General features: G+C 58.8%; 14 protein-coding genes. 3 read left to right on the plus strand and 11 right to left on the minus strand.

All coding sequences use genetic code 11. From position 1 onward, the window contains the following. A partial coding sequence (locus GA0061105_RS22725) for a N,N-dimethylformamidase beta subunit family domain-containing protein (RefSeq protein ID WP_092753018.1) occupies positions 1-3,825 on the minus strand: 3,825 nt, incomplete at its 3' end. 541 nt (positions 3,826-4,366) lie between these two features. Here GA0061105_RS22725 and GA0061105_RS22730 point away from each other — a divergent pair. Together GA0061105_RS22730 and GA0061105_RS22735 are read left to right on the plus strand one after the other, a co-directional pair. Beyond that, a complete protein-coding gene (locus GA0061105_RS22730; protein WP_092753020.1) occupies positions 4,367-5,683 on the plus strand; it encodes a polysaccharide biosynthesis/export family protein in 1,317 nt (438 codons plus the stop codon). Positions 5,684-5,871: 188 nt separating this feature from the next. Beyond that, positions 5,872-7,380, plus strand: a complete 1,509-nt coding sequence (locus tag GA0061105_RS22735) for an O-antigen translocase (RefSeq protein WP_064692411.1) — start codon at positions 5,872-5,874, stop codon at positions 7,378-7,380. A gap of 138 nt (positions 7,381-7,518) precedes the next feature. Here the strand turns inward: GA0061105_RS22735 and GA0061105_RS22740 are convergent, their stop codons facing one another. Genes GA0061105_RS22740 through GA0061105_RS22765 form a run of 6 tightly spaced genes read right to left on the minus strand, consistent with a single transcriptional unit; the run spans position 7,519 to position 13,047 of the window. After that, entirely contained in the window at positions 7,519-8,736 is a 1,218-nt protein-coding gene (locus tag GA0061105_RS22740) for a DegT/DnrJ/EryC1/StrS family aminotransferase (protein WP_064692410.1), read from the minus strand. Then, complete coding sequence (locus GA0061105_RS22745; RefSeq protein ID WP_064692409.1) at positions 8,733-9,704, minus strand: NAD-dependent epimerase/dehydratase family protein; 972 nt, start codon at positions 9,702-9,704, stop codon at positions 8,733-8,735. Before GA0061105_RS22745 ends, GA0061105_RS22740 begins: the two co-directional genes overlap by 4 nt. Continuing rightward, positions 9,701-10,417 (minus strand): acyltransferase, encoded by a 717-nt coding sequence (locus tag GA0061105_RS22750; RefSeq protein ID WP_092753022.1) that lies wholly within the window; start codon positions 10,415-10,417, stop codon positions 9,701-9,703. Before GA0061105_RS22750 ends, GA0061105_RS22745 begins: the two co-directional genes overlap by 4 nt. Further along, a complete protein-coding gene (locus GA0061105_RS22755) occupies positions 10,407-11,510 on the minus strand; it encodes a DegT/DnrJ/EryC1/StrS family aminotransferase (protein WP_092753024.1) in 1,104 nt (367 codons plus the stop codon). The genes GA0061105_RS22750 and GA0061105_RS22755 overlap by 11 nt, the downstream gene beginning before the upstream one ends. Then, complete coding sequence (locus GA0061105_RS22760; protein ID WP_064692406.1) at positions 11,507-12,544, minus strand: Gfo/Idh/MocA family protein; 1,038 nt, start codon at positions 12,542-12,544, stop codon at positions 11,507-11,509. The genes GA0061105_RS22755 and GA0061105_RS22760 overlap by 4 nt, the downstream gene beginning before the upstream one ends. Continuing rightward, on the minus strand, positions 12,541-13,047 hold the full coding sequence (locus tag GA0061105_RS22765; RefSeq protein ID WP_092753026.1) for an acyltransferase: 507 nt from the start codon (positions 13,045-13,047) through the stop codon (positions 12,541-12,543). The genes GA0061105_RS22760 and GA0061105_RS22765 overlap by 4 nt, the downstream gene beginning before the upstream one ends. Positions 13,048-13,596: 549 nt before the next feature. Here GA0061105_RS22765 and GA0061105_RS22770 point away from each other — a divergent pair. After that, the gene (locus GA0061105_RS22770) at positions 13,597-14,376 is read left to right on the plus strand and encodes a response regulator transcription factor (protein ID WP_064692404.1); all 780 of its coding nucleotides are present in this window, start codon (positions 13,597-13,599) and stop codon (positions 14,374-14,376) included. Between the two features lie 308 nt (positions 14,377-14,684). On the opposite strand, the gene GA0061105_RS22775 is transcribed toward GA0061105_RS22770, so the two are convergent. Genes GA0061105_RS22775 through GA0061105_RS22790 form a run of 4 tightly spaced genes read right to left on the minus strand, consistent with a single transcriptional unit; the run spans position 14,685 to position 19,957 of the window. Continuing rightward, on the minus strand, positions 14,685-16,526 hold the full coding sequence (locus tag GA0061105_RS22775; protein WP_092753028.1) for a glycosyltransferase family protein: 1,842 nt from the start codon (positions 16,524-16,526) through the stop codon (positions 14,685-14,687). Positions 16,527-16,530: 4 nt separating this feature from the next. Beyond that, entirely contained in the window at positions 16,531-17,574 is a 1,044-nt protein-coding gene (locus GA0061105_RS22780; protein WP_064692402.1) for a UDP-glucuronic acid decarboxylase family protein, read from the minus strand. A gap of 45 nt (positions 17,575-17,619) precedes the next feature. Next, on the minus strand, positions 17,620-19,083 hold the full coding sequence (locus GA0061105_RS22785) for a sugar transferase (protein WP_092753030.1): 1,464 nt from the start codon (positions 19,081-19,083) through the stop codon (positions 17,620-17,622). 7 nt (positions 19,084-19,090) lie between these two features. Beyond that, entirely contained in the window at positions 19,091-19,957 is an 867-nt protein-coding gene (locus tag GA0061105_RS22790; RefSeq protein ID WP_092753032.1) for a WecB/TagA/CpsF family glycosyltransferase, read from the minus strand. Positions 19,958-20,379 lie beyond the last annotated feature (422 nt).

Consider the following 20,379-nt stretch of genomic DNA (forward strand, 5'->3'; position numbering starts at 1 on the left):
TGCCGCATAGGCCAGCGTGTCGCCGCTGTCGACATCGCTGAAGGTGGTCGTCGGCAGCGTGAAGGAGAAGGCGGAGCCGACGGTGGCGTTCTGGCCGGCCGTCTGGACGGCAAGCACCGGCGCGTCATTGGCGCCATGGATGGTGACGGTGAGGTTTGCGGTGGCGGTGGCACCGGCAGCGTCGCGCATCGTATAGCTGAAGACGTCGGTCAGCGTGTTGGTCGACTGGCGAAGCGCCTGCACGGCGGCATTGGACTCGTTGACGGCATAACTATAGGCGCCGGATGCATTGAGCACGAGACTGCCATAGGTGCCGTTCAGCGTTGCGCCGAGCGTGCCGGATGTCGTGCCGAAGCGAACCGCCGTCACCGTCTTAGTGTCGCCGGCATCCGGATCGGTGTCGTTGGTCAAGACGTTGCCGCTGGCGACTACGCCGCCCGAGCCGTTGGCCACACCGCCCTTCTCCGTCGCGTCGCCGGCATCGGCAACCGCCGTCGGCGTCGTGTTCGAGGACGATGGATTGAACATCACGTCGACCCAGTAATTCGTCGCGCTGAAGCTGGCAGTAGGGTACAGGCTGTTGTTACCGTATCTATATACGCCATTACCACTCGCCGGCGCCGTCAGCGGCCCGCTCGTTACGTTCGAGGTGAAATAGTTCGTGGTTGTCGAGTAACGACCGACGTTGGTGTGGTACGACGCCGTATAGGTCTGTCCCGGCGTCAACGCCACAGGACTGGAAAAAAACGCGCTCTGCCAGCCGCTGGCGGTCTCGTTGGTAAAGGTGAGAGTCGCGATCCGGGTACCGGTGCTCGACCACAGTGAACCTGTATGCGTACCGGTGTCCTGACTGCCCTTGTAAAAGCGAATGCCGCTGACAGTCCCTGCCACAGAGGTTTGGAAGCGGACCCCGAGTTCGACGGCTGACGTATCGTTTGTATTGACGACGGCCGGAGTCGCCGCGCCGAAGAGAGACGTGTAGTTTGGCCCACTGACGGTAACCGTGCGTCCAGCCGAGGGTGTTTCGAGATTGATGCTGTCGTCTACGGCGCGGGACAGGATCGTGTAGCTACCGACGGCCTGCGGCGACCAGCGATAGGTCCAGTTCTCATCGCCTGTCGCCGGATGCCAACTTGCGCCATTGTCGGTGGAAACCTCGACGCCGGCGACCACCCCGCCGCCCGTGTCGGCAGCGGTGCCTGTAATCGTAACGGCGGATCCGACGGTCGCCGTCGCAGGCACCGTGATGACGGAGGTTGGAGCAGCCTGGTCCGAGGAAGCGGTCGCGGCGACCAGCCCGGATTGCAGCGTCCCGGGCTGAATGCCCATATCGGCAAGCAAGTTGACCATTGCCTGCTGCACGCGCGGGTCCGTCGGCGTCGCCGTGAGGTCGTGATTGTCGCTCAGGCCCCATGTCCAGTAGACGGTACCGGCACCGAACACCAGTGCTCCGCTCGGAGCGCGATAGAGCGTCAGATTATGGGTCGAGACGCCATTGCCGGTGGTGTTGCCATAGTCGAGCAGGTAGGTGCTTACAGGAACCGTCGTCGAAGACAGCTTGACTAGGCCGGCCGGATCGAAGCCGTTGTCGGGGGCTTCGTCCCACTCGTAACCAAGATAGTTCTTGGTGAGCGTCGCCGTCTGGCCGGGCTGAAGATTGGCGACGCTCGTGTTGCGCCAGACACGCAAATTGGCGTCGTCATAGGGAATAGTGATCGCCTGGAGATTGCTGCCGACGTCGTCGACCTGGAACAGCTGCCCAGTCAGTGAGTTTTCCGGATTACCGCCGCCGACAGCCGGTGGACTGAGGCGCGGATCACGGAAAGTACCTGTCCATTCGTTGGAAGGGTCGATGCTGGCGCTCGGCGACCAGGTCTCCTTATAGGAGATCAGCGTGCGGTAAGGCGTGGCATCGGCGCTATAGGCATTGCCCCAGCGGGTGCGCCAATAAACCTCGTTGCCGCTCCAGAACTGCAGGTTGACCCCGGCGTCACGGGCCGCTTCGACATTGGTGCGTTGCTGGCCGGACCAGTATTCGTCATGCCCGGCGTCGATATAGGCTTTGTGATTGAGCAACAGGCTGCCGTAGCGGTCGACGTCGACACCCGATAGATACGAGACATCGTAGCCGTTCTGCTCCAGCCAGTAAATGCCTGCGTACTCGGCGCCGAAGAGATAGTCCTGCGGGCCGGCAACGGTTCCCACGCCACCGCGGGTCGCAATCGGTCTGTTGTAGCTGACCGCATAGGCGCGACCAGCTCCCTGCCCGGTCGCCGGTCCGTTGCCGCCATAGAAGTTTGCGCCGCCCCAGCCGTTGTAGGCTTGCCAGGTCTGGTCTGCTGTCTGGAAGACGATGTCGCTGCGGCTGTCGTCGTCGCGCACGATGAACGGGATATGGTTTTGGCCGGAGGTGCCATCCTGACGCACCAGCTTGGCGATATAGACGCCTGAGACCGCGTCCTCTGGTACGGTCCATGACGCCGAGACCGCCCAGTTGCCGGCATCCACCGTGCCGGTCGAGGCATTGCGCAACGGATTGGGCTGCGTCTGCAATCCGGTGTGTTGAATGGTGTGGACCTTGCGGGCGCCCATGCCGCCATAATAGCCGAGTCTATAGATATCGATCCGATAATTGGTGGAATTCGTATTGATCTTGAAGCTGATCGTCTTGCCGTTGTCGACGCTGATGTCGGTCGCAAAACCCTCGATGTTGGAGCTGCCGGCACCGTCGATGCCCCACTCGCTCTCCGGGTTACCCTGCTTCTGGTTTTCCAGCACGATTATGTTGTTGGCCGCCGCCGCGGCCGCCAGATTTTGCGTTGTCAGCGACCGCTGCTGTGGGGAAGGCGGCGTCGTCACGGAGCCGGAAAGGATGCCGATGCCCTTGGATTTGGCGGAGGCCGTTCCGGTCTCTCCGCCGCCTGGCAATGATCCGTTGAAGACCATTGATTCCGTCCAACTTGCGGTTCCGCGCCAGCCCGAGAGAGGAGACAAGTCACGATCGAGAAGCGGGTCGCTGATCGAGGCACCGATGGCACGCTTGATCGTCGATACAAAGTCTGGCCCCTCGGTCAGCCTGGTTCCCGGCAACTGACCGTCCCGTTGAAGCATGGCGCCGCCGTGGGCCCAATCGAGCATCCGCGCGGGGGAGGTAAAATAGCCGCATCCGCAGACACCAAAGGGCATGCCAAACGCCAGTGAATTGGCGCCGGCTTCATGCGCAGTCGCCTGCGTTGACGGAGTCGATTCGAGAATGACGACCTTGCCCGAGTGCGCAAGCTCCCCGATCGCCGCTGCAGAATCTTGCCCGGAGACTGTCGGGGCAGGGCTTTGCGGCAGATAGGGAGCCAGCGGATCATCACCGATGGAGCTCATTCCAGGGTAGGTGCGCTGAAGGGATGACTCAGCCCCGAAAGCAACTCCATCCGCGCGCCCCTGGAAACGCGCAAAATCCGGCATATGGGCGGACAGCACAGACGCGGCGACATCACCGCCTCGAACTCCCTTTTCGCCAATCCTTTTGAAAGCATAGGGCAAGGACGGTGCTGCGCGGTCAATGTCGGCCGGAGCGTCCGCGCCGCCGATCACCCCCGCTCTCTGTCCAGCATCATTCTCGCCGAGCGCCGCATCATGATCGGGATTGCCGACGAGATTACCGTGCTTGTTTGCTTCCGCGCTCTGCGCAGATGCCGCAAGTTGAGCACTATCCTTACGCCTTTCGGCAGGCTTGCGCGGTTTTCCCTTTCCGCCGACACTCAACCACCGGGGCATCAACGAATCCAGCAGGAGTGAGCGCGAGGTCCACCGGCGAGCGTTGCGATACATGGCAGGTACCTCTCGCAAAATTTATCGGGGTCAAATCTATAAGGGTCGTTTCACACGAGTTCCGAAGTATAGTCGAAAAATAAGCGAGTATATCCTACACCTTTCGCTCTACAGACTGCATCCTTTGGGCAAACGGCCATGTCCCATGAACCTGGTGTGGCGGCGCCAACGCTGGAAACGCCCGGGCAGGAAGCAATCCGCCGGATCGTTCGAGCGATGGCAAAGGCTGCAGGGATGGTAGCGCCTTAGATCTGGCACGAGCAAGCGGTCACTGTCCTTAGCGGCTGGCGCGCCTATTCCTGTGGGCGCGACTCCTTATTTTTTGGAGCGCTACCTCGGTGAGATATAGGCTCCCGCTCGAATTTGACTGAAGTACCGCCACCACCTCATCAATAGTGATGAGGCAAAGCAAACGACCTTCACCTTCCTCAAGGCTTCGCCAGACTGCACACTGACGATGCGGCTTCGGACCTCGTCCGTCGGTCGAACAGCGTCAAGGCATTGAACCGGCATCCGTTCAAGGATGTTTTGCAGGCGAGATATGTATATGATTTCATCGCACCGCACCCCCCACCTGTTCAAGCGCACGGCATTTGTCATCGGTGCACTTGCCTTTCTTGCCGGAGCCGTGTCGCCGGCTCTCGCCGATAGCGCGCTTCTGGCTCCGCAAACTAAAATCCGTCTGACGATCGTCCAATGGATGCAGTCGAAAGGCCAATATGAACGATGGGACGCGCTTGGCGGCGAATACAGGGTCTCGGATGAGGGCACAGTCTTCCTGCCCTTTCTTGGGTCCCTTTCCGTCGGCAATCGCGGAAACGCCGATCTCACAAACGAGATTGCCAAGCGTCTGCAGGAAAAAATCGGCTTGGTTCAGCCACCCGCGGTTACCATCGAAATCCTCGAATATCCGCCAATCTATGTTGTTGGAGACGTAACCACGCCCGGAGAGTATAAATTCCGCCCCGGCCTTACCGTCCTGCAATCCCTGGCGATGAGCGGCGGCCCGCTTCGCGCTAAAAATCTGCTGCAAACGCAGTCGATCAAGCTCGCCGGCGAATTGCGGGAGATCGATCACTCGATCCTGCGCAGCACCGCGAAACTGTCGCGGCTGCAGGCCGAGATGGCCGGCGCGAAGGAAATTACGTTCAGTCAGACGAGCGGCGCCGATCAGCAATTTTCCGCCGGGATATACAGCGAGGAGAGGGTTATTTTTCAAGCTCGTGCAAGTGCGCTGGAGAGACAGTCAAAGGCGCTCACGGAATTGCGCGAACTTTTGACCACCGAAATTTCGACGTTGGAAGAGAAACTGGTGGGGGCAGACGATAATATCAAATCGGTCGAGGACCAGCTGACCAGCGTTAAGTCCCTGGTGCAGAAAGGCCTGACGATCTCGTCGAGGCAGCTGGACCTTGAAAGGTTGCTGACGACGTACCGCTCGGACAAGCTCGACCTCGTCACCGCAATCATGCGAGGCCGCCAGGCAATCAGCGAGACAACGCGGAATCTCGAGGGACTGTCCGACACACGCCGGAGCGAAGTCGCTGTCGAAGCGCAGTCGGAACGGGCAAAACTCGATCAGCTCAAAATGAAGCGCGAGATGACGCAGAAGCTGCTCCTCGATGAACTCGCGGCCGACAATGGCTTGAAAGGCCGCAGCGAGGAACTCCCCATCACTTTTACGGTGAGCCGGCGGAATGAAGGACGAATCGATCAGTTCCAGGCCTCCGAAACGACGACACTGGCGCCCGGTGACGTGGTGAGAGTTGTTCGACCCGTCATTCCGGACGAGCCGTCGGAGTCTGCCTCCGACCCATCTGCAGAGACCGAGACGCTCGCAAATCGGACAAGCCAGTGACCCGCCAAAAACCTGTGTTGCCATCAAGCTTTCTGCTCGGCGGCCCCTTATTCGGCGAAAGCAGGACCAAGGTCGAAGCGGTCATGAGTAAACCCACGATCGCGTATGTCCGAAGCTGCGTTAAGCAACATGCCCGCGTTAACGCGCCGGAGATCCTGCTCCACGGGACAAATGGCTAGGGACATTTGATGACTTTGCGCATGATCCCACCCAGCGGTCAGTCCTATACCCAAATCCTCAAGTCGACGATGCTGATGGGCGGTTCCTCGCTGGTGAATGTCGCTCTCAGCATCATTCGCAACAAGGCTTTCGCCGTTCTCCTCGGACCGGAAGGCGTGGGGCTCATCGGCCTTTACGGGTCGATCGTCGATATCGCGCAAGCGATAGCTGGTCTCGGGGTGAGCAGCAGCGGGGTGCGCCGGGTCGCCGAGGCAGCAGGCACCGGCGACACAGAGAGGATCGCGCGGTCGGCGATAGCGCTCAGGCGCATCTCGCTGGTGTTGGGAGTGCTTGGCGCGCTGTTGCTCGCGGCGCTGGCGCTTCCGGTCTCTAACTTCACCTTCGGCGGCTACCAGCATGCCGGCGCCATTGCGCTCTTGTCGCTGGCCGTATTCTTTCGGCTGGTGTCCGGCGGCCAGACCGCGTTGATCCAGGGCTTGCGCGGCATTGCAAATCTCGCCCGCATCAACGTGCTTACAGGGCTCTTCGGGACGATGGTCAGCATCCCGCTGATCTATCTGTTCGGCGCGCCGGCGATCGCGCCGTCTGTGGTGGCGATTGCAGCCGTCTCGATCCTTCCCAGCTGGTGGTACAGCAGGCAGATATGCACGCATCAGCCGCCAGTGTCGGCGCACCAGTTTGGCCTGGAAGCGACAGCTCTGCTGAGGCTGGGCGTCGCCTTCATGGCAAGCGGGCTTCTGACCTTCGGCGCGGCCTATGCCATCCGCATCATCGTGCTGAATGAAGGGGGCGTCGTGGCGGCGGGATTGTACCAGGCAGCCTGGGCGCTTGGCGGCCTTTACGCTGGTTTCATTCTGCAGGCGATGGGAACAGACTTCTATCCGCGCTTGACCGCAATCGCGGACGACAATGCCGAGTGCAATCGGCTGGTCAATGAGCAGGCGGAAATCAGCATGCTTTTGGCCGGCCCCGGTCTGATCGCCACCTTGACGCTGGCGCCGCTCGTGATGAGCTTGTTCTATTCCGCGGAATTTCATGGCGCCGTGGAGCTGCTGCGCTGGATCTGTCTTGGGATGATGCTCAGGATTGTCGCCTGGCCCATGGGTTTCATCGTCCTGGCGAAAGGTGCGCAGACGATTTTCTTCTGGACGGAGGTCGCTGCGACGCTGGTGCATGTCGGGCTGGCCTGGCTCTTCGTCTCGAAGCTCGGTACGCCAGGGGCCGGCATGGCGTTTTTTGGCCTCTATGTCTGGCATAGCATTCTGATTTACGTGATCGTGCGGCGGCTTACCGGCTTCGGCTGGTCGCCCGCCAATCGTCGGCACGCGCTGCTTTTCCTGCCGGCATCGGGATTGGTATTCTCAGCCGTTTTTGTCTTGCCTATGTGGCCGGCGATGGTGATCGGCTCTGTCGCGGTGGTTGTGAGCGGGCTCTACTCACTGCGCATGCTGGTCAAGCTGCTTCCGCCTGAGTCAATGCCCGCAACCATCAAACGATGGATCACGAAGTCTGCATGATGATGGACGGAGCATGTCGCGCAAAGTCGTGCAGCGGTTTGCGACGATGATATACGCAATCAACGACCTAACGCGTGACAGCGAATCCCAAAGATCGCGTCACGCGTTAGCTTGACTCGCCCGCGAGCAAACCCTGCATCACGCAGGAACGATATCTCGATCACGCTGCAAGTTCGCGTGTGGAATGGCGGCTTCGGCCATCGATCCGCGAAGTGCCTCGACAACCCTGGCGACGTCGAGGTCCGTCATCTGGGCAAAAAGCGGCAGGATTATCGTTTGCTGCTGCGCTGACACGCTTCGCGCGAGATTAGTGGCGACGCGATGGAAGCTCTCGCCGGAATAGGCTCCCTCCAGATGAATGTTCATCACGCCGCGCCTGGTCGAGATGCCCTGATCGAGCAGTGCTTGCATGACTGCCCGCTGGTCGACGGCATCAGGTAAGCCCACGCAGAAACTCTGCCAGTTGCTGCGAGCCCAATCGGGCTCGATCGGCGGCGTCAGCCCGGGGATCGTGGAGAGGCGCTCGCAATATTGTTCTGCAAGCCGCCTGCGCTCCGCAACCAGCTCCGGCAGCCGGCGCAGTTGCACCCGTCCAACCGCGGCCTGGAGGTCGGTCATGCGATAGTTGTAGCCCAGTTCGTCATAGTCCTCGAAGATCACCTGCTTCGACCCGTGGCGGACAGCGTCGGTGACGCTCATGCCATGCTGGCGCCACAGCCGGAATTTGCGGTCATATTCCGCATTCGCCGTGGTCAGCATGCCGCCATCACCCGTGGTGACGACCTTGCGAGGGTGGAAAGAGAAGCAGGCGATGTCGCCATGCGGCTTGCCGATCTTTTCCCAACGCCCGTCCCACAGGATTTCGCTTCCCGTCGCACAGGCCGCATCTTCGATGACCGGTATCGAGTGACGCTTGCCGATCTCCACAATCGAACGCAGCTCGCATGGCATGCCGAGCTGGTGCACGCACAGGATTGCCTTGGTGCGGGGGGTGATTGCGGTTTCGATCAGGCTGGGGTCGATGTTGTACCCGCTCGCTTCGATGTCGACAAAGACCGGCACTGCCTCGCAGTATCGAATGGCGTTCGCCGTCGCGATGAACGAATGGCTGACCGTGATGACTTCATCACCGGCGCCGACGCCGACCGCCTTCAAGGCCAGATGAAGCGCGGTCGTGCAGTTGGAAACGGCGCAGGCCTGCGGAGCGCCGACAAAGGCTGCAAATTCGCTCTCGAAAGCCGCGACTTCGGGTCCCTGCGTCACCCATCCTGACAGAATGACGCGACGCACAGCCTCGGCCTCTTCCTCCCCGAGAACGGGCTTGGCGACCGGAATTGAAGATTGAGGGGAGCTCATGCTGCAGCTCCCCCCGCGGCGGTCTGCTGCTGCCACCAGGCAACGAGATCACGAAGCCCCTGTTCCATGGAGATTTCCGCTTTGAAACCGAGGAGCCGTTCGGCCTTGCTGATATCGGCGAGACGACGGGTTACGCCGTTGACTGTCCGGGCCTCTTTGTGCTGCGGCTCGAGTGAAACGCCCATGATGCTGCTCAGCATCTGCGCGAGTTCCAGGAGGCTTATCTCCTGGCCGCTCGCGACATTGAAGACTTCGTCCGTAACGTCGCTTTTCGCGGCCAGGATGTTGGCCCGCGCGATATCGCGTGCATCCACGAAGTCCATCGTCTGGCTGCCGTCTCCATAGACGAGCGGCGGCATTCCAGCCGCAAGGCGCTCCATCCAGCGGATCAGAACTTCGGTATAGGCGCCGTAAACGTCCATTCGCGGTCCGTAGACATTGAAATAGCGCAGCGCCACATAGCGCAGGCCATACATTTCCGCGAAGCTGCGCAGCAGCCCTTCGTTGAACGTCTTCGCCGCACCATAGATCGTCCGGTTATTGTAGGGATGATGCGCTTCGGTGGTCGGGAAGCTTTCGGCGAGCCCCAGCACTGATGCCGAGGAAGCAGCGACGACCTTCGACACGCCTGCCTTCACGGCAGCTTCGAGGACGTTGAACGTGCCCTCGGCCAGCACATCAAAGGCGAGCCGCGGGTCTTCCGCGCATTGCGTGATGCGGATCGCCGCCTGGTGGAAGACGATGTCGACGCCTTCGAAGGTTTTCGCCAGAAGCGCTCTGTCGCGGATATCGCCCTCGATGATGTTGACGAACCCGCTTGATATTGCCGTGCTGAGATTGTCCCGGCGCCCACGCACGAAATTGTCGAGGATGATGATCTCGCGAGGTTTTTCCAATGCGACAAGATCGGCAATATGCGAACCGATCAGACCGGCACCGCCGGTAATGAGCACTCGTTTGTTTCTCATGATCTTCCCTCACGCGACATGTTCGTCATCGGATCATTCTCCGAACGCCAACGTATGAATTTCGCAGGTACACCCGCGGCAACCGAGAACGGCTCGACGTCGGAAACGACGACTGCCCCCGCTCCGACGATCGCCCCCTTCCCGATGGTCACGCCGGGAAGAATGGTCGCATTCGTTCCGATATCGGCCTCTGCACAGATGCGCACCGGCTTGATTTCAAGATCCGTACGAATGATCGGAACATCTATTGGCAGTGCCGTGTGGGTCGAGCCAAGCACCTTGGCGCCAGGCCCCCACCCGACGGAATCCTCGATCACCAGGTGGCGAGCGTCGAAATAGGCCATCGGGCCGATCCAGACATTGTCGCCGATCACGCAGGTGCCGTCGTAGCGCCCCTGAATATAGGCTTGAGCGCCGATGAACACGCCATCGCCGATTTCGAAGGTTTCCGGGTGTTTGAAACCGGCGCCGCCTGCAACCTGCAGCCCCGCGCCACAACGCCGAGTAATCGCTTGCCAGATGGCTTTCCGCATCATCATGTCAACGACGCCATCCCCTGTAGCGAAGCGACCGTAGAGTTCGATGAGGCCGGCGCGTCCGTATGATTGCCTGAGTTCTTCGGCGAGCCCCGCCTGGTAGGCAGGATCTGCCGGTTTCTCGCTGCGGCCGTGAACGGCCCGCACAACGCGAGCCTCGCCTGAATTAGCTGACATAGGCATACTCCAGCGCAGCCGCGACCTGATCGACATGCTGTACGGGCATTTCAGGATAGATCGGCAGGGAGAGGACCTCGCGTGCGGCGGCTTCCGAGACCGGGAAGTCGCCGACCTGGTACCCGAGGTCGGCATGGGCTTTCTGCAGATGAACAGGGATCGGATAATGTAAACCGGAAGGAATGCCCTCCGCTGCGAGCACGCGCTGCAGACCGTCGCGATCGCTGCTTCTAATGGCATAAACATGGTAGACATGCCGCCGCTCGGGAGCTTCGACGGGCGTTTGCAAATGCTGCGCTTTTGCAAGCAACGAGGAGTAGCGGCGACCATGCGAACGACGGGCTTCGGTCCAGGCCTCGAGATGCCGGAGCTTGACGCGCAGGATGGCTCCCTGAATGGCATCCATGCGGTAGTTGAAGCCCTTCAGCAGATGGTGATAGCGCTGTTCCTGACCCCAGTCGCGCAGCATGCGCATGGTCTTGGCATGCTCGTCGCTATTCGTAACGGCGATACCGCCCTCACCGCAGGCGCCGAGATTCTTGCCCGGATAGAAGCTGAAGCAGCCGGATGCACCGATGCTGCCGGCGCGCGCGGCCTTATACCGAGCCCCGTGTGCCTGGCAGGCGTCCTCGATCACCGGGATCCGGTAGTGATCAGCGACTGCCGTGATGCCATCCATATCGGCCATCTGGCCGTAGAGATGAACGGGAATGATCGCCTTCGTCCGGGAGGTGATCTTCGCCTCGAGCTGAGCCGGATCCATTGTGAGCGTCACCGGCTCCACGTCGACGAATACCGGTGTTGCGCCGGTGTAGCAGATCGCCGAAACAGTCGCGACGAAGGTGAATGGCACGGTGATGACTTCATCGCCGGGGCCAACGCCGGCCGCGAGAAGCGACAGGTGCAGGGCACTCGTCCCGGTGTTGACGGCTATTGCATGTTTGACGTTGCAATAGTCGGCGAATTCCTGCTCGAGGCGGATGACTTCCTCGCCCAGTATGTATTGCCCCGAGGCCAAGACGCCGAGCACGGCGGCGTCGATTTCGCCCTTGATCGATTGATATTGTGCTTTGAGGTCCAAAAAGGGGATCATGCGATGCGCCTCGCCTCTTCGAGCTCGATGATACGACCGCGCTGGGCGAGCGACCGGCTCGCCGCTTCAAGGATGCGAACGACACGCAGCCCTGCCTGGCCGTCTGCAATGGGGCGCGAATTCTGCTCGACGCACTCGACGAACTGATCCAGTTCGCGTTTCAGTGCCTCGGTCATGTCGAGCTTGGGTGCCCACATGTCACCGCTGCGGTAGCCGACCATCATCTGATGCACCTTCTCGCCATAGGCATCGGAATTGGGGCACATGGTGATGCCCTTGTCATAGACCTTGATCTTTTCGCTGGGCTCCAGATCGTCATAGACGATCATCTTGTTGCTGCAGCCAATCAGCGTGCGGCGGACCTTGACCGGGGCCAGCCAATTGACGTGGACGTGGGCGATAAGCTTGCTTTCGAAGAAGAGCGTCAGATAGGCAATGTTCTCCGGCTCGCCGAGCACATGGCTCATGCCCGTCGCTGAAACAGCCACCGGCCTTTCCTGCACGACATGGTCCAGGATGGAGAGATCATGCACCGCCAGGTCCCAGATCACGCTGACATCGTGCTGGAACAACCCCAGATTGACCCGAACCGAGTCATAATAATACATGTCGCCCAGGCCGCTTTCGACCAGTTCGCGCATCTTGCGGACGGCGCCGGTGTGGACGAAGGTATGATCCACGGCCAGCACGAGGCGTCGGCGCGCGGCTTCCTCGACCATCCGCGAGGCTTCCTCCGTCGTCGATGCCATCGGCTTTTCGACGAAGACATGCTTTCCGGCCATCATCGCCTGCATTGCGAGCTTGAAATGGGTCGAGACCGGCGTTGCGATGGCGATTGCATCCACTCTCGGATCGCGCAGGACCTCCTCGAAGTCATCGGTGATCGTGATTGCGGGATACCGGCTTTTAACAGCCGCTAACCGTTCGACATTGAGATCACAGACTGAAACGAGGTGCGCGCCGGCCGCTTCCGAGATGTTACGAACCAGATTCGGACCCCAATACCCATATCCGACAACAGCGATGCCGATCATTCCATTTCTCCCAATGCATAGATGTCAGCCGGTCCGTCATTGACGCGACCGATCACCCGAGCCGGAACGCCAGCGACGATGGCGCCATCAGGCACGTCCTTCGTTACGACCGCTCCGGCACCGACCTGAGCAGCCTCTCCGATGGTCACGCCAGGCAGAATGGTGGCATTGCTGCCGATAGATGCGTAGCGCTTGACCAGGGTAGGGATGAGGATCCAGTCGGCCTCCGTCTGCAGGCTGCCGTCCGGATTGACGGCGCGCGGGTATGTGTCGTTGGTAAACATGACCCCGTGGCCGATGAACACGCCGTCTTCCAGTGTCACACCCTCGCAGAGGAAGGAGTGGCTGGAGATCTTGCAGTCTTTTCCTACAGTGACGTTCTTCTGAATCTCGACGAAGGTGCCGATGCGTGTTCCTGCGCCGATCGTGCAGCCGTATAGATTCACGAGATCTCGATGATGGATGACGCTGCCATCACCCAGCTTGACGTTTGATGCAATCATTCCTGCAAACCCCCTACTCCTAACAGGCCCCGATTTTCAGTCAAAACAAACTATTCGGGCGATTGCGTCCAAGGTTTCACACCATCGGACAAATATTCTTTTCACATCAAAGAGAATTGTTTTCTCCATCTGAGTAAAGAAACAAAACGTTCAAGCTTATCCGCCTAAAGGCGTATCTACTTATGACGACTTACGCCCTGGTTCATGCCCCCCTAACCAACATTGGTGGCGGGGTCCCTACCGCATCGGTTGCCGGGTCTACGCCGGAGACAGCGATTGTTTCCATGCAGTTAGTGGCTCAGCGCACAATGAGTGTGTAACAACAGAGATTATTCCGCGACCATCATAGTAAGACCTAAGTCTATGCCCGAATTGATCTTGCCGTTTCCATCAGACGAGGGAAGTTTTGCAGTACTTAACCTATATTAGCTACTGTAACCTTCCGCGAATTGTGGTATTCGATTCCTACTTTAGAGTTTCCTAAGCCCCCGTATTGAGAGGGGTTGGTACTCGTCGGTGAGGCGTAACGTGTTAGGGGAGGGTGAAGCTGTGAATTCAGCACTTATACCGAATCTGGACCTCAGGCAGGAAAACGTAGCGATTCCCCTTCCGATAGAAAATCATGCCAACTCGCCTTCCCTGTCGGCAAGGCAAACGCATTCGCTTGTCATTCTCGACAATCGCGAACTCGACCGGCAATGCCTGGCGCAATGCATGGCTGCTCAAAAGGCCGATTTGCAGATTCTGGCATTTGGATCAATTGAGGAGTGGAAGCAGAAGCGCGACGAATATCCTCCGCTTTCGGCAATTCTCTTGAATGTCGGCGGCAAAAAAATCGACGAACCGGCCGTTTCGGAGCAAATCCGAAAGCTTTCGTCGGAATTCGCATCAACACCGCTCATCGTATTGGCTGATAGCGACGACTTCGGCCAGATCGTTAGAGCGCTCGAGTACGGAGCCAAAGGGTTCATACCGGCCTCGGTCAGCGTCAGTGTCTGCATGGAACTGATTGCGCTGTCGGTGGCAGGAGGAGTTTTTGTGCCTGCAAGCGCCCTATTCGCCATGCGTCACTTGCTGGACTCGAGCAACTCGACCGCCCGCCCCCTCGCCGGCATATTCACGGATCGTCAGGCAGAAGTGGTGGAGGCGCTCCGGCGCGGAAAGGCGAACAAAATTATCGCCTATGAGCTCAACCTCAGAGAAAGCACTGTGAAGGTGCATGTCCGCAACATTATGAAAAAGGTCAAAGCCACAAATAGGACGGAAGTCGTGTTCAAGCTCAACGACCTTTTTCAGAATAATCTTTCGGGTGGGTTGGCAGCAAACTGACGGCGCCGATGCGGCCAGCGGGTCAGACCCGCTTCGGATCACGAGCACATTCTCTCTCTAAACATCTCGGTGGGTGCACAAAGATGCACCACCGAGTCGATGATCGCACGTCACTGAGTACCTCAGTGGCGTGAATTCAGCCTCACCTGGACGTTTGTCATGCGTACCTCTCCAGGTGAGGCTGTGCACACCTGCCTTTCCCCAGCCAGAGCAGTTCCAGGAAAAGTGAGAAGCGGTTTTCCGCCCGGAAAATTGCATAATACAAAAGCTTAGAGCGGTTCTGCGCTTTCGTGAACAGCTGAACCGCTCTAATTGCCGCTGCCCACAGAAGGCTTGGAAAGCGCCATTCGAATCCGGCGCAGCCGGCCTCTCTGCGAAAGAGGGACCAGACCCCGCGCTAGATGCCAGAGATATCGGAACTCCGGCAGAGGCGGCACATTCGGCCTCAAGCCATTCAGGCGCAGTTTGACCATCAGGCCATCGATGGCCGAATATAGCCGCAGTCGCCAACCAGCATCCGCTTTGAAATGTGAAGATGCTGCTTTTTCGCCAGTGCCGCTTCCACAATGGCGAACGGGACGAAGAACATTTGCAAGATCTGGCTGCCGGCACCGCTCAAGGATATCGGCGAACCATGCAAGCCACTCGGAATCGGTCTGATCGGGCATCTGATGGATGCTTTTTCGATCCCCGCCATTCCGCCCCGAACCAACCCCGCCGCCGGAGCCACCGAGTTGTGCGATGACGAGGCGCGCACGCCTGAGTTCGTCGTGGGAAAGAGACGGATAGAAATCTTGCAGCCTCCGCGCCCGCTCAAACTGACCCCTGCAGATCAAAGCGAGGAGGAAGTAGGCCCACTCGACCGGATCCGGGTCGAGTGCCCCATATTCGGTCATCGTCACCTTGACCAGATCCACCAGAAGATCATAGCCGCGATCGGCGTCGCCCTCCTGCAATGCACAGATGGCAAGGCGGAATTTCGCTTCGGGCAGGTAGGATACATAGTCCAGGCAGCTGAGGTAGCAGTGCCTCGCCTCCTCCACCCTGCCCTGCTGTAGAAGCAAGTCCCCCTGCTTCAGCAAGGCGCGATCGCTCGCCTGCCCCACAATATGGACGCTCTCTTGCTTTGAGACCCGTCTGACCTTTGCAAGATCGCCAAAGGGACCGGACTGAATAATCTTTTCGCCGAACTGCAGCCCTTTGTTCAGCATGAACCACTGATATATTTGCGGCCTGTGGCTCAACGTATGACGCTCGTGGATCAGGCTGTAGCCGGCTGTCGTGATACGCCGTATTTCGTCGGGACGGGAAAAAAGGTAATCCAGTCGCTCGACCACGTTGTGGCCGTCAACAAAGACACAGTTCTCCATGTCGACAAAACCGGCTGCCTCCACGGCTGCCGTGCGTTCGGTCACGAGACAGGCCTTTGCCCCCGGTATCTCAAAGTGCTTGCGCACGACCTCGCCCCCCATGGTGCCGCATGTGGGGACGAGAAGGCTTGCGTTCAACGCGCGCGCATAGGCTTCTCCAGATAGGAGCTGGGAGGCCAGTTTGCTCTCATAGGCGTGTTGCGGCGAGACCAGGCAGGGGTAACGGTCGCGGATCATCGGAAAGATCGTCTGTCGCCAGGGATAAAGACCATAGGCCTGACCTGTCAGCGTGACCGGGATGACCTTTTGCTGCCCATAGTCGTGATAGACTTCGGGATCGATGAAATTTGGCCAGACGAACAGATTCTCCTTCACCGCCGGCATATATTCCGGAGTCATCGTTGCGATCGCGAAATACGTCTCGATGCCCCACTGCTCCATGTCGGAAAGGAAGCCGGCGCGCCGATCGCACCACGCATCGGCGTTATGAAGACCAAGCTTCGGGACTGAGGTATGGGTATTGGTGTTGGTGATTTTTATCCGACGTGAGCCGTGAGATCGATAACCGCTTTCAAACAACGTCAGATCCGGTTCGTATCTGTCGCATATCTCTGCATAATCGCAATCGCGGTTAATGACGACGACATCGAAATGTGTTGCGAGGCATTTGACCTGCTGCTGCATGTGCAGCAGCAGGTAACCGGCCGCGTTCGCGTTGGGCTGATGGTCCCATTGAAAGAAAACGAGCCGCGGCTTTCGATGATCAGTGCTGCTATTCATGTCCCTATCGAGTCGCTTCAGGAGCAGTGAGTACGACGCTTGGAGACGCGAGATGAGTATAAGCCTGCTGCGGGGACTTGACGCTAACCCTGTTCTTGACGCCGCCGGAAAGCTTCCACTCGAAATATGCGATCGTTCTCTCAAGGCCCTCACGAAGGTTCACCTTCGGCTGCCAGCCCAGCTGTTGCGTTGCGCGGCTGATATCGGGCTTGCGCTGTGTCGGGTCATCAATCGGCAGATCCTTGAAGACGATGCCGGACTTCGATCCGGTCATTTCGACCACCATTTCCGCCAATTCACGGACCTGGAATTCTCCGGGATTGCCGAGATTGATTGGCCCGGTGACCCCAGCGGGCGCTGCCATCAAGCGGATAAAGCCGTCGATCAGGTCGTCCACGTAGCAGAACGACCGGGTTTGCCTGCCGTCGCCGAAAATGGTGATCGGCTCGTTTCGAAGCGCCTGAACGATGAAATTCGAGACGACGCGGCCGTCATTGGTCTGCATGCGCGGACCATAGGTATTAAAGATCCGCGCCACTCGGATTTCGACACCATATTGACGATGATAGTCGAAGAACAGCGTCTCGGCGCACCGCTTGCCTTCGTCATAGCATGCCCGCGGACCTATGGGACTGACACTGCCTCGATACTCCTCGGGCTGAGGGTGGACTGCGGGGTCGCCATAGACCTCGCTCGTTGATGCCTGGAAAATCTTCGCCTTGGTGCGTTTGGCCAGGCCGAGCATGTTGATTGCCCCGTGCACATTGGTCTTTACGGTCTGCACAGGATCGTGCTGGTAGTGGACGGGAGAGGCTGGGCAAGCGAGGTTGTAGATTTCGTCGACCTCGACATAAAGCGGGAAAGTGATGTCGTGGCGCAGTACCTCAAACCGAGGATCGTCCAGAAGATGCAGCACATTGTCGCGCGAACCGGTGTAGTAATTATCCACGCAGAGGACGTCATTGCCCTCTCGCAGAAGCCTTTCGCAAAGGAATGATCCCAGGAATCCGGTACCGCCGGTAACCATAATCCGCTTGTTTCCGTGCATTGATTTGCTCCGTTGTTGATGTGTGCCCGAGGGGTGGAGAACAGCTCAGCAAGCTCCCTTCCCTTTCAGAACCGCTGGAATTGTGCTGAGAAGGATGTGCCAGTCGAACCATAGGGATCGGTTGTCGATGTAGAACTCGTCGAGTTGCTGCTGCAGCTCGAGATCCGCATTGCTTCGTTCGGATATCTGCCAAAGGCCCGTCAGCCCCGGCGTTACCGACCGCCGCTTGTCACGAAATTCGCCGTCCATCGCCGCGAGGTGATACTCCGGAAAGGGGCGCGGTCCGACGAAGGCCATCTCTCCTGCAATGATGTTCACCAGCTGTGGGAGTTCGTCGAAACTCGACGAGCGAAGGAGATGCCCGATCACCGGCAGGACGCGCGGGTCATGCCTGAGCTTGAAGTGTTTCGACCACTCGGCTTGTATGGCCGGGTTGTCTCGGAACAAGGCTTCGAGGCGCTGTTCCGCATCTCTGTACATCGTTCTCAGTTTCAGGACGTGCACCGGCTTGCCGGACAAACCTTCCCTGGTATGCCTGAAGAAAACCGGCCCGGGATCGATGGCATAGATCGCGGCGGCAGCAATCAGAATGAAGGGTGTAAGCACCAGTGTGGCAGGGATGGCGATTGCGAGATCGAGGACCCGACGAACCAGGTTCGAGTTTGCCGATCTCCCGCCGATGGCCAAGCGAATACCGATCTCTCCGCCGACGTCCGCAGGCCGCAGGCCAGTTATCTTGAGATTCGGCGTGTCGGAGAGAAGGATGACTTCGGCGAACTGTCGACGCATCGTTGCCAGCTCGGCGATCAGCGAGCCCGTATCATCAGCGATCAAGGCAATCGACGGCTCGTTGTGAGGTGATCTTTCCGACATATCGGGGGAGGAGAATTCCGGCCGAATGCCATACTGCCAATGGTCCGTGAAATGGGCCATGATCGCGGGGATACGATTGCAGGCTCCGATGATCACCGCCCGCTCTCCCCAGATTCCAAGCCTCCAGGACAGTCCTCGTGCGGCCATACGCATGACGGGTTGAACAATCAATCCGAGACCAAGGAAGCCAAGGATGGGAAGCAGCAGTCGCGTGCCTTCCGGGAGAAGGATGGCTCCAAGCGCTGCGATGACCGCTACCTTGAAGGATGCGGTGGTGCGGCGGCGCAGATGTTCGTGATCGTGAAGCCGATATCCGGGGTAGAGCGCGCTTGATGCATAAAGAACGATCGCTGCCAATGCTGCGAGAGCGAAAGCGCGCTCCGGCATCATATTCTCCGAACCGTGCGGAAGAACCGGCAGAAGAAGAAAATAGGATATGAGATAACTCGCGATGTCGCCGCCAACCAGGAATGACGACGTAACAAGCCGAGGCAACCTGCGCCGCAATGGAACCGGTATATTCAGCCCTGCCGGCTTGTTGAATTCGGCAATCGGCGTGGGGTTTGCCACTGATGGGACGGAGTTTGCCGCCTTCCGCAGGCCGGACGTGATTGCTGACGACGCAAATAAGGACATGATCGCTTCACACCTTTGCGGCTGCTGTTTTTGGCGCGCTCGATCCAAAAACCTCGTCTTCGATCGGAAACTTCCGAAGCCCCAGTCTCTGGAATGCTGTCAGTGAGATGAAGGTCGGCACGACAAGCGCGTAGCGCCGCCACAGCCGTCGCGGCTCGCATAAAAGCCGAAACGCCCATTCGAAGCCGCTTCTTTGAATTATCCTCGGAGCCTGCCGCTTGAGGCCGGCGTGAAAATCGAATGCAGCTCCGACACCGATGAGCATCGAAGCTTCCAGACGATCGCGCATGCGCGCCATCCAGAGCTCCTGCTTGGGGCTGCTGAGACCGACCCAAATAATATCCGCGCCTGACCGATTGATCCGATCTGCGACATCCGCTTCCTCTTGCAGCGACAGTTTATGAAAAGGCGGCGCATAGGTACCGACGATCTGTGCTTGCGGAAACCGTGCGAGAAGGCGCGCCTGCAACCGCTCCAGCGTCTCGGCTGTTGCGCCATAGAGGAAGTGGCGCAAACCTTGGGATACGCCAGCCTCGAAAACACATAGCATCAGGTCAGGTCCGTAGACCCTGTCGCTCTCCGAATGGCCGGCACGCTTCAATGCCCATACCAACGGCATGCCGTCGGGAGTCACGAGAAATGCCCGGTTATGTATCGACCGGAGCTCCGGATCATCTTGACACCGCACGACGCCGTGTGCGTCGCGAACACACACATATTCCTTCCTGCCGTCTTCGATGGCTTTTTGAATAAAACCGGTTGCGCTTTTAAGATTAACTGCCGAGATGCGAACACCAAGGACGTTAGTCCATTTCAAGGAGTCCTTTGGATTAGGAACTGAATTTGGGCTTCCGTCTGCTTGTTGCTTTCTCATGACCTGTGCTTTCGCAATCTAAACTGTCATCAGAATATGCCTGCAGCACGGTTGCCTCCATACTTTCCGTTCCAACTATTCGACGTAGAAGAGACTCCATATTTATACGCCCTATGCCGCGATAACTTACAATATTCGAAGTAAGTCAGCGTACCCCGCGGCTTGCCACATTGCTCTTTTTGATGAGCACCGTCCCGAAAGTGCGGTTTGCCCTTGGCAAACCGCAGAAGATATTCGCTTTCACGCGCAATTTAAGCGCGAATAAAGCCGATGGAAGAGAGATGTTGAACTTGAGAGGCGAGATGACTGGCCCGGTTGGCGAGCCTTCAGAGCAGGATCAGGACGAAAGCTCGCCTGGCTGCAACCCACCAGGTTTTCGGGCCGGGAATTTGATGCGCGTATGCTTGCGCCCGCGCGTTTCA

Source organism: Rhizobium aethiopicum (assembly GCF_900094625.1).
Taxonomy (GTDB): domain Bacteria; phylum Pseudomonadota; class Alphaproteobacteria; order Rhizobiales; family Rhizobiaceae; genus Rhizobium; species Rhizobium aethiopicum.